This is a genomic window from Plasticicumulans sp. (genome assembly GCF_035331805.1).
GTDB lineage: Bacteria > Pseudomonadota > Gammaproteobacteria > Competibacterales > Competibacteraceae > Plasticicumulans.
This window is the reverse complement of record NZ_DAOLKE010000069.1, coordinates 2875-13529: the sequence shown is the minus strand read 5'-3', so window position 1 is coordinate 13529 and position 10655 is coordinate 2875. Positions and strand designations below refer to the sequence as shown.

The 10655-nt window shown below is 69.9% G+C and carries 8 protein-coding genes; 7 read left to right on the top strand and 1 reads right to left on the bottom strand.

Annotation, left to right across the window (positions count from 1 at the left end; translation table 11 throughout):
- Positions 1–1274 (bottom strand): glutamate-1-semialdehyde 2,1-aminomutase (gene hemL / locus PKE44_RS07235; RefSeq protein ID WP_324549551.1); only part of this gene is annotated, 1274 nt, incomplete at its 3' end.
- A 382-nt stretch (positions 1275–1656) separates the two neighbouring features.
- Here hemL and PKE44_RS07230 point away from each other — a divergent pair.
- From PKE44_RS07230 to PKE44_RS07200, 7 genes are all read left to right on the top strand, one after another.
- Entirely contained in the window at positions 1657–2907 is a 1251-nt protein-coding gene (locus PKE44_RS07230) for a PQQ-dependent sugar dehydrogenase (protein WP_324549549.1), read from the top strand.
- Between the two features lie 168 nt (positions 2908–3075).
- Positions 3076–4191 carry a flagellar basal body P-ring protein FlgI gene (locus PKE44_RS07225; RefSeq protein WP_324549547.1) on the top strand — a complete coding sequence of 372 codons (1116 nt, stop codon included), beginning with the start codon at positions 3076–3078 and terminating at the stop codon, positions 4189–4191.
- Between the two features lie 3 nt (positions 4192–4194).
- Complete coding sequence (locus PKE44_RS07220) at positions 4195–5238, top strand: SPOR domain-containing protein (RefSeq protein ID WP_324549545.1); 1044 nt, start codon at positions 4195–4197, stop codon at positions 5236–5238.
- 15 nt (positions 5239–5253) lie between these two features.
- Positions 5254–6285 carry a flagellar assembly peptidoglycan hydrolase FlgJ gene (gene flgJ, locus PKE44_RS07215; protein WP_324549543.1) on the top strand — a complete coding sequence of 344 codons (1032 nt, stop codon included), beginning with the start codon at positions 5254–5256 and terminating at the stop codon, positions 6283–6285.
- Positions 6286–6303: 18 nt separating this feature from the next.
- Complete coding sequence (gene flgK, locus PKE44_RS07210; RefSeq protein WP_324549541.1) at positions 6304–8232, top strand: flagellar hook-associated protein FlgK; 1929 nt, start codon at positions 6304–6306, stop codon at positions 8230–8232.
- A gap of 193 nt (positions 8233–8425) precedes the next feature.
- Positions 8426–10117, top strand: a complete 1692-nt coding sequence (locus tag PKE44_RS07205; protein WP_324549539.1) for a nitrite/sulfite reductase — start codon at positions 8426–8428, stop codon at positions 10115–10117.
- Positions 10110–10601 carry a DUF934 domain-containing protein gene (locus PKE44_RS07200; RefSeq protein WP_324549538.1) on the top strand — a complete coding sequence of 164 codons (492 nt, stop codon included), beginning with the start codon at positions 10110–10112 and terminating at the stop codon, positions 10599–10601. Before PKE44_RS07205 ends, PKE44_RS07200 begins: the two co-directional genes overlap by 8 nt.
- Positions 10602–10655: the final 54 nt, after the last annotated feature.

Here is a 10655-nt window from a genome sequence, read left to right as displayed (position 1 = left end):
ATCCGCCCGAACACCCGTTCCGCCGCCGCGATCGTCGCGTCGATGTCGGCGTCGGTCAGTGCCGACGAAACAAACCCCGCCTCGAACGCCGAGGGCGCCAGATACACGCCCTCGGCGAGCATGCCGTGGAAGAAGCGCTTGAAGCGTTCCACGTCGCAGCTCGTGGCTTCGGCGTAGCTCGACACCTTTTTGTCGATGAAGAAGAACCCGAACATGCCGCCGACGTGGTTCGTCGTCAGCGCGATGCCGGCGGCACCGGCGGCTTGCTCCAGCCCCGCGCAGAGCCGTGCCGACAGCGCACTCAGGCGCTCGTGGAAGCCCGGCGCCTCGATCAGTGCGAGCGTCGCGAGGCCCGCGGCCATCGCCACCGGATTGCCCGACAGCGTGCCGGCCTGATAGACCGGGCCGAGCGGGGCGAGCTTTTCCATGATCGCGCGCTTGCCGCCGAAGGCCCCGACCGGCATGCCGCCGCCGATGACCTTGCCGAGCGTGGTCATGTCCGGCGTGATGCCGTAGTGCTGCTGCGCGCCGCCCCTGGCGACGCGAAAGCCGGTCATGACCTCATCGAAGATCAGCACGGCACCGGCCGCGTCGCAGTGCGTGCGCAGGGCTTCGAGGAAGCCCGGCACCGGCGGGATGCAGTTCATGTTGCCGGCGACCGGCTCGACGATGACGCCGGCGATCGTGCTGCCGTACTCGGCAAAGCAGGCGGCGAGCGCGTCGAGGTCGTTGAACGGCAGCGTCAGCGTGTGCTGCGCGAGTTCCGCCGGCACGCCCGGCGAGGTCGGCACGCCGAGCGTCAGCATGCCGGAGCCGGCCTTCACGAGCAGCGAATCCGAATGGCCGTGGTAGCAGCCCTCGAACTTCACGATCCGGTCGCGTCCGGTGTAGCCGCGCGCGATGCGGATCGCGCTCATCGTCGCCTCGGTGCCCGAGGAGCACATGCGCACCAGCTCGATCGACGGCACCAGCTCGATGACCTTCCTCGCCAGCACCGACTCGATCGCGGTCGGCGCCCCGAACGACAGCCCGTGCTGCGCGGCGTCGATGACGGCGGCGAGGATCTGCGGGTGCGCGTGGCCGGCGATCATCGGCCCCCAGGAGCCGACGTAGTCGATGTAGCGCCGGTCGTCCTCGTCGATCAGGTACGCGCCTTCGCCACGCTTGAAGAAGATCGGCGTGCCGCCGACGCCGCGGAAGGCACGCACGGGCGAGTTCACGCCGCCGGGAATGTACTGCTGCGCCTCGGCGAACAGGGTTTCGGAACGGGTCATCGCGGAAGTCTCGCTGGCCGGTGAAGCGCCGGCAGCCGCCGGCGGGGAAGGGCGACCTTGTAGCGCAGCCGCCGGCAAACGCAAACCCCGGCATGGCCGGTGTGTGGGTCGCGATTAAAAGCCCGTAAGCCGCTTGCGACCCCGGCATGACCCCATAAGGTTTGCCGCAGGTCCGGCCACGGCCGGACCCGGCCGCATGGACGTCGCAGGCAGCACCGGGGCGCGGCGCCCTGCCGAAGCACCGGGAAACACCGGTTGCCGGGTCGATGACTTGCCGACGGGAGTTGCGCCGCACCAGCACGCGGCGCCGGGGGAACAGAAAGCGCGGATGCCGGCGATGCCCGGCATCCGCCGGAATCCGCGCGACCCGAGGACGCTTCCGATGACTCCGCACCGCCTTGCACCGGCCGCCGCCGGCCTGCTGCTTTGTTCCAGCTTGCCCGCCCAGGCCACGATCGTGCTGCAGACGCTGACCGATGCCGTCGCGGCACCGATGTACGCCGCCGCGACCGCTGCCGATCCGGCACACCTCTATGTCGCCGAGCGCGACGGCACCGTGCGCCGCGTCGAGCGCACGAGCGGTGCGGTCGAGGCGACGCCTTTCCTCGACATCCGCAGCCAGGTCAACACCGGCGGCGAGGGCGGGCTGCTCGGCATCGCCTTCGATCCGGGCTACGCCGGCAACGGGCACTTCTACGTCAACTACCTCGACAACTCGCAGCAGACGCGCGTCGTGCGCTACACGGCCGCCGGCGGCATCGTCGATCCGGGCTCGGCGCAGACAGTGATCGCGATCAGCCAGCCGCAGCTCAACCACAACGGCGGCTGGATCGGCTTCGGGCCGGACAACCAGCTGTACGTCGCGACCGGCGATGGCGGCGGTTCCGACGACAACGACGCCGGCCACACGCCGGGCATCGGCAACGCTCAGGACCTGAGCTCCCCGCTCGGCAAGATCCTGCGCCTCGACGTGGACAGCGACGCCTTCCCGGCCGACCCGCAGCGCAATTACGCGATCCCGACCGACAACCCGCTGCTCGGCGGCGCGGCCGCACCAAGCGAGATCTGGGCCTACGGCCTGCGCAATCCGTTTCGCGCCGGCTTCGACCGGCTGACCGGCGATCTGTGGATCGGCGATGTCGGCCAGCTCGCGCGCGAGGAGATCGACTTCCAGCCGGCCGGCATCGGCGGTCAGGACTACGGCTGGCGGCTGCGCGAGGGCACGATCGCGACGCCGTCGGGCGGCGTCGGCGGGCCGAATCCGGATGCCGTCGATCCGGTGCACGAGTACGACCACACGGTCGGGCGCTCGGTGATCGGTGGCACCGTCTATCGCGGCTCGATCGCCGAACTCTACGGCCGCTACTTCTTCGCCGACTTCAACGCCGGCCGGCTGTGGACGCTCGACGGCAGCGGCGTCACCGACTGGACGGACCTGCTGACGGCGATCGGGGCGCCGCTGCTCGGCATCGTCGGCTTCTCGGAGGATGTCGACGGCGAGCTGTACCTGATGGATCTCGGGGGCGCGATCTACCGCATCGCCGAGATTCCGGCACCGGGTGGCCTGGCGCTGCTGCTGGCCGGGCTCGGGCTGCTGCGGCTGCGGGCGGCACGGCCTCCGGTGCTGGGCTGAAGCCTCCGTGCGTCCGGCGCCATCCGGTCCCGCGTCGGCCGCACGGCGCCGGAAATCCGGCGGAAGTTCATCGCCATCCATAAAAAATAAATAAAATCAATGTATTGATCTATGGCCTGAATCCTGCTTGAAGCGGCGGCATCCACGCCGTTTCGCAGGATTCCCGTCATGAACCCAGCCCCGACCCTGTTCCGTACGCTGCTGCTCGCCGCCCTCGTCGGCGTATCCGGCAGCGCGGTCGCCGACCGCGTCAAGGATCTGGCGAGCGTCGGCGGCGTGCGCAGCAACCAGCTGATCGGCTACGGCCTGGTCGTCGGTCTGGCCGGTACCGGCGACCAGACCTCGCAGACGCCGTTCACGGTGCAGTCGCTGCGCAACATGCTGACCGGCCTCGGCGTCGTGCTGCCGGCCAACATCAGCCTGCAGCTGAAGAACGTCGCCGCGGTGTCGGTGCATGCCGAACTGCCGCCGTTCGCGAAAGCCGGGCAGACCGTCGACGTGACCGTGTCCTCGCTCGGCAACGCCAAGAGCCTGCGCGGCGGTTCGCTGCTGCTGTCGCCGCTGCGCGGCACCGACGGCGAGGTCTACGCGATCGCGCAGGGCAACGTCGTCGTCGGCGGGCTCGGCGTCGAGGGCGCCGGTTCCAGCATCACCGTCAACGTGCCGAGCTCCGGGCGCATCGCCAACGGCGCGACCGTCGAGCGCCCGGTGCCGGACGGCATGACGCACGCCGAAGGGCCGCTGATGCTGAACCTGCGCCAGAGCGACTTCACGACCGCGCAGCGCGTCGCCGACGCCATCAACCGCAAGCTGCACAGCCAGGTCGCCGCGCCGATGGATGCGACGACGATCACGGTCGATGCACCGGCCGATCCGCGTTACCGCGTCGCCTTCCTTGCCAGCATCGAGAACATCGAGGTCGAGCCGGCCGAGACGGCGGCGAAGGTCATCGTCAACTCGCGCACCGGCACCGTCGTCGTCGGCAGCAACGTGCGCGTGTTCCCGGCCGCGATCACGCACGGCAGCCTGACCGTGACCATCACCGATGACACGACGGTCAGCCAGCCGTCGCCGCTCAGCGGCGGCAGCACCGTCGTCGTGCCGCGCCAGAACATCGACGTGAAGGAAGAGAAACGGCCGATGTTCCTGTTCAAGCCCGGCGTGAAGCTCGAAGACATCGTCAAGGCCGTCAACCAGATCGGTGCCTCGCCGTCGGATCTGGTCGCGATCCTCGAAGCCCTGAAGGCCGCCGGTGCGCTGCGCGCCGAACTGCTGGTGATCTGAACCATGGCCACGCTGACTGCTTCCGCCCCCGTCTCCCTGCCGTCCGTCCCCGCTCCCCGGCTGCTGCGCGCCGCGCTGCCGCTGCTGATCGCCGCGCCGGTCGTGCTCGGCGTGCAGGCCGGCGGCGTCTGGGTGCTCGCGCAGCTCGCGAAACCCGAGCCGGCCGCCAGCGCCCCGGTCGCCACGACGGCGGCGCCGCGCACGGCAGCGCCGCTGTTCGCCTCCACGTCTTCATCGGTGCCGGTGCTCGCGAAGGCACCGGCCGCCGAAGCGGCTGCGCCGCCCGCTCCGGTTATCAGCCGTGCAGCGACGCCGGAAGTGCCGGCCGGCGAACGCCCGGTGCCGGCGGCAAGCGTGGAGCCGGGCGCCGGCAAACCGGTGACTGCCGCACCGGCCCAGGCTCCGGCTCCGGGCCCGGATGCAGGGCCGGTGCAGGCGGCGAGCGCACCCGAAGCGCCGGTCGCCCGGGTGGAGGCGGTGGCGCCGAAGCCGGCACCTGCCCCGGCGGATACGGCGGATGCCGCACCGCCGGCCGTGTCGCCGGTGTCGCCGACGCCGCCGGCCGTCAGTCCGGTGACGCGGCCGGCGGCGAGCGTGCTGTACGTGCCGCCACCCTATGTGCCGGTGGCGCCGTACGCGGTTGCCGCAGCGCAGGCTCCGGCGCGCATCGCCGTGACGCCGGTCGCGCATCCGGCCGGGGACAAGGCCCCTGCGCCGGCGCCGGCCGGGACGGAGCCCGAGCGCCAGGAACTGCTCGGCCCTGACTGGGTGCGGGCCCAGCCGGTGAACAACCGCACGCTGCAGCTGATGGCGGGCAGTTCGCTCGAGGTGCTGCGCGAATACGTGCGCAGCCACGACTTCGCCGACGTGCCGGTCGCCTACATCCCGTCGCTCCGCGACGGCCAGCCCTGGTACTACCTGATCGCCGGCAGCTTTGCGTCGGTGCAGGAATCCTCGGCCGCCGAGCGGGTGCTGAAGAACGTGCAGTCCGGCCTGAAGCCGTGGACGCGGCGCTTCGGCGGCATGCAGGCCCTGATCAAGCCGTAAGCGGAGGCCGCAGCCATGTCGACGAATGCGCTCAGCTCCGCCGCCGGCACTCCGCCGCCGGTGCCGACCGCGCTCGGGGATTTCGCCGGACTGGCGCGGCTGCGCACGCAGAGCGCGCAGCAGACGCCGGAAGCCCAGCGCGAGGTTGCCCGCCAGTTCGAGGCGCTGTTCATCCAGCAGATGCTGAAGACCATGCGGGCCGCGAGCCCCGGCGATTCGCTGGTCGACAGCGACGCCAGCCGCACGATGCGCGACTTCCATGACCAGAAGCTGGCCGAAAGCCTGTCGCAGCGCGGCGACTTCGGCATCGCGCAACTGCTGCTGAAGCAGATCGCGCCGGATGCCGCGAGCGGCCGTCAGGCCGGGCCGGCGATCCCGGCCGCCGGACCGGCGCCGAAGCTCGATGCCAATGCGCTGGAGGTGCTGCGCCGCGTCGAGCGTGTGCGCGACGACGGCAGGCTCGAAGCGACGACGGCGCCGGTGGCGAGCGCCGCCTACAAGCCCGGCACGCCGGAGGCCTTCGTGCGCGAGGTCTGGCCGCACGCGCAGGCCGCGGCGCGCCAGCTCGGCGTCGCGCCCGAGGTGCTGGTCGCGCAGGCGGCGCTGGAATCGGCCTGGGGCCGCTCGATGCCGACGCGCGCCGACGGCACGCCGAGCTTCAACCTGTTCGGCATCAAGGCCGATCGCCGCTGGCAGGGCGCGCGCGTCGAAAACGCCACGACCGAGTTCGTCGGCGGCAGGTCGGTGCGCGAGGTCGCGGGCTTCCGCGCCTATGGCTCGTGGGGCGAGAGCTTCGCGGACTACGCACGCTTCATCCAGGACAACCCGCGCTACCGGCAGGCCCTCGCCAGTGCCGCCGACAACAGCGCCTACCTGCACGAACTGCACAAGGCCGGATACGCCACCGATCCGGGCTACGCCGCCAAGATCAAGCGCATCCTCGGCGGCGACGCGCTGAACGAGGCGCTGCGCGGCATGGGTGTGAACACGGGCATCAACACGGGTGTGAACCTGTCCGCCGGCACCGCGGTGCCGGGTCCGGGCTGACGCGAGAGGAGGGCCGCCATGGCCGATCTGCTGAATACCGGCCTGTCCAGCCTGCGTGCCGCGCAGCTCGCGCTGTCGACCGCCGGCCACAACATCGCCAACGTCAACACCGAGGGCTACAGCCGCCAGCGCGCCACGCTGGAAACCCGGCTGCCGCAGTACGTCGGGGAAGGCTTCATCGGCACCGGCGTCAACGTCGCGACCATCTCGCGCAGCTTCGACAAGTTTCTGACCCAGCAGGTGCGCTCGCACACCGCGACGCAGAGCCAGCTCGACGTGCAGCAGGGCCTGACCGAGCAGGTCGACAGCCTGCTGTCCGATGGTCAGGCGAGCCTCGCGCCGCTGCTGCAGGGTGTGTACGACGCGATGCAGGCGGTCGCCGAGGCCCCGGCTGCGACCGCGCCGCGCCAGACCCTGCTCGCGCAGGCGCAGTCGCTGACCGACCGCTTCCACGAGATCGACTCGCAGCTCGGGACGCTGCGCACCAACGTCAATCAGGGCATCCGCGATGCGGTCGACCAGATCAACGACTATGCCGGCGCGCTCGCGAAGGTCAACAAGGAGATCGGCATCGCCAGCGGCACCGGCGGCAGTTCGGCGCCGCCGAACGATCTGTTCGATGAGCGCGACCGGCTGCTGCAGAAGCTCTCCGAGCAGGTCGGCGTGCAGGCGGTGATCGCCGGCAATGGCACGGCCAACGTCTATGTCGGTTCCGGTCAGGCGCTGGTCACGGGTTTCGACGTGCAGAAGCTGGAGGTCGGGCCCGATGCCTATACCGGCGAGGATCTCGCGGTGCGCTACGCCGGCCAGAGGCAGGGCACCGACCTCGCGCCCTACCTGACCGGCGGCAAGATCGGCGGCTACGTGGCGTTTCGCGACGGCATGCTGAGCCGCGTGCAGGGCGATGTCGGCCTGTTCGCCGCCGGCATCGCCGATGCCGTCAACAGCCAGCAGACCAGGGGACTCGACCTGCAGGGCCGGCTCGGCGAGGCGATGTTCACGACCTCGGCGGCGCGCGTGTTCGCCCATGACAGCAACGACGGCGATGCGCAGGTCAGCGTCACGATCGCCAGGGTCCCGGACCTGCAGCGTTCGGACTACGAACTGCGCTACGCCAACGGCAATTATTCGCTGCTGCGCCTCAGCGACAGCCAGGTCATCGCCACCGGCAGCGGCCCGGGCCTGACCGGCGACGGGCTCGACATCGACATCCCGTCCGGCACGCCGGCCAACGGCGATCGTTATCTGATCCAGCCGACACGGCTCGCCGCTTCCCAGATCGAGGTCGCCCTGATCGGCACCGACCAGATCGCCGCTGCCGCGCCGATCGCGACCGCCGCGGCGCGCGCCAACATCGGCACCGGCAGCATCAGCGCCGGCACCGTGAACACCTTGCCGACGACCGCGAGCGATGTGCTGAAACCGGTCGAGATCCGCTTCACCAGCGAGACCACGTACGACCTCGTCGATGTCAGCGATCCGAACAATCCGGTGACGCTGCAGAGCGCCAGCGCGTACAGCGCGAGTGCCGGCGCCACGATCGGCGTCAACGGCTGGGAGGTGCGCGTCTCCGGCCAGCCGCAGAACGGTGATGTGTTCACGGTCGGTCCGAACACGGCCGGCTCCGGCGACAACCGCAACATGCTGGCGCTGGCCGGGCTGGCCACGAAGCGCGTGCTGATCGGCAGCACGGCCGACCTCAAGGGCTTCTACGCCGGCGTCATCGGCGACATCGGCACGCAGTCGCAGCGCATCAGCACCGCGGTGACGGCGCAGACGGCGCTGCTGAATCAGGCGAAGCAGGCGCGTGAATCGGCTTCCGGCGTCAATCTCGACGAGGAAGCCGCCGACCTGATGCGCTTCCAGCAGGCCTACGCGGCATCGGCGCAGGTCATGAAGACCGCCGACGAGCTGTTCCAGGCCCTGCTCGGCATCGCCCGCGGCTGATGCGCGGCCCGGGTGGCCGGCAGCGCGCGGCGGATGCCGGAGGCGACGGGCGGGATATTCCGGTTACTTATTTCAATCAGGAATTTAAGTATCAAAAAATAATGCTTCAAGAATATATGGGACGCTGTTACCGTCGCGCGCCTGATCGCCGGACAAGCCGTCCGGCGCTCGCTTTCGACAGGTGATCGCCCCCATGTACCAGTACGATTCCCACGACCAGCGGCTCGTTGACGAGCGTGTCGCGCAGTTTCGCGGGCAGGTCCGGCGCTATCTCGCCGGCCAGCTCAGCGACGACGAGTTCCGGCCGCTGCGTCTGATGAACGGCCTGTACCTGCAGACGCACGCCTATATGCTGCGCATCGCGGTGCCGTACGGTCTGCTGTCGTCGAAGCAGATGCGCATGCTCGCGCACATCGCCCGCACCTGGGATCGCGGCTACGGTCACTTCACGACCCGCCAGAACATCCAGTTCAACTGGCCGAAGCTCGAAGATGTGCCGGAGATCCTCGCCGCGCTCGCCTCGGTGCAGATGCACGCGATCCAGACCAGCGGCAACTGCATCCGCAACGTCACCACCGACCACCTCGCCGGTGTCGCCGAGGACGAACTCGAAGACCCGCGGCTCTGGTGCGAGATCATCCGCCAGTGGTCGACGCTGCACCCGGAATTCTCCTACCTGCCGCGCAAGTTCAAGATCGCGGTCAGCGCCACGGCCGCCGATCGCGCCGCGACCCAGGTCCATGACATCGGCCTGTACCTGACGAGGAACGACGCCGGCGAAACCGGCTTCCAGGTGCTGGTCGGCGGCGGCCTCGGGCGCACGCCGATCATCGGCCAGGTGATCCGCGAGTTCGTCGCGCCGCGCGACCTGCTGAGCTACCTCGAAGCCATCCTGCGCGTCTACAACCTCGAAGGCCGGCGCGACAACCTGACCAAGGCGCGCATCAAAATCCTCGTGAAGGCGCTCGGCATCGACGAGTTCCGCAGGCGCGTCGACGCCGAGTGGGCCGAGATCCGCGAATCCGGGCTGGTGCTCGACGAGGCCGAGATCGAGCGCGTGCGCGCGTTCTTCACGCCGCCGGCGTATGAGGCCAGTGCTGCGGAAGATGCGTCCTGGACCGGGCTGCGCGATGCCGATCCGGCCTTCGCGCGCTGGCTGAAGCGCAACACCGCCGGCCACAAGGTCGCCGGCTACCGCAACGTGTTCGTCGCGCTGAAGCCCTTCGGTCAGGCGCCCGGCGACATCACGGCCGAGCAGATGGACGCGGTTGCCGATCTCGCCGACCGCTACAGCTTCGGCCAGTTGCGCTCGACGCACACGCAGAACCTGATCCTTGCCGACGTGCGCAACGCCGACCTGCACGCGCTGTGGCAGGCCCTCGATGCGCTCGGGCTGGCGACGCCGAACATCGGCACGATCGCCGACATCATCTGCTGCCCGGGCCTCGATTTCTGCAGCCTTGCCAACGCCGGTTCGATCGGTGTGGCCAAGAGCATCCAGAGCCGCTTCGAGGACCTCGATTACCTCTACGACCTCGGCGACCTGCGCCTGAACATCTCCGGCTGCATGAACTCCTGCGCGCACCAGCACGTCGGCGCCATCGGCGTGCTCGGCGTCGACAAGGGCGGGGAGGAGTGGTACCAGATCACGATCGGCGGCAGCTCCGGGCGCGATGCCTCGCTCGGCGACGTGATCGGCCCGTCGGTCGCGAAGGACGCGGTCGCCGATACGGTCGAAAAACTCGTCGCCGTCTACGTCGAGCAGCGCGAGCCGGAAGAACCCTTCCTCGCCACCGTGCGTCGCATCGGCGTCAAACCCTTCAAGGAGCGCGTCTACGGCGCGAAGTCCGCTTCTGCCCGCAAGCCGGAGACCGTCAATGGCTGACCTCCTCAAGAACCGCGCGCGCGTCACCGACCCGTTCGTGAGCGTCGCCGACGATGCCCCGCTGCCGGCCGCCGGCACGCCGGTGCTGGTGACGCTGGCCCGCTGGCAGGCCGAGCGCGATGCGCTGATCGCCCGTGGCGATGCCATCGGCGTGCAGGTGCCGGGCACGACGACGGCGGCGGAGCTTGCCGCCGACCTCGGACACTGGGCGCTGGTCGCGATCGAGTTCCCGGTGTTCAAGGACGGCCGCGGCTACACGCTGGCGCGGCTGCTGCGCGAGCGTTTCGCCTATCCGGGCGAGCTGCGTGCGGTCGGCGACGTGCTGCGCGACCAGCTGTTCTTCCTGTCACGCGCCGGCTTCGACGCCTTCGCGCTGCGCGCCGATCAGGACTTCGACGAAGCCCTGACCGCCTTCGACGACTTCACGGTCCGCTACCAGCCGGCCGCCGACGAACCGCTGCCGCTGTACCGGCGCCGCGGCTGAAACGCCGCAGCGGTGCAGACAAAAAAGCCCGGTGTGAACCGGGCTTTTTTCATG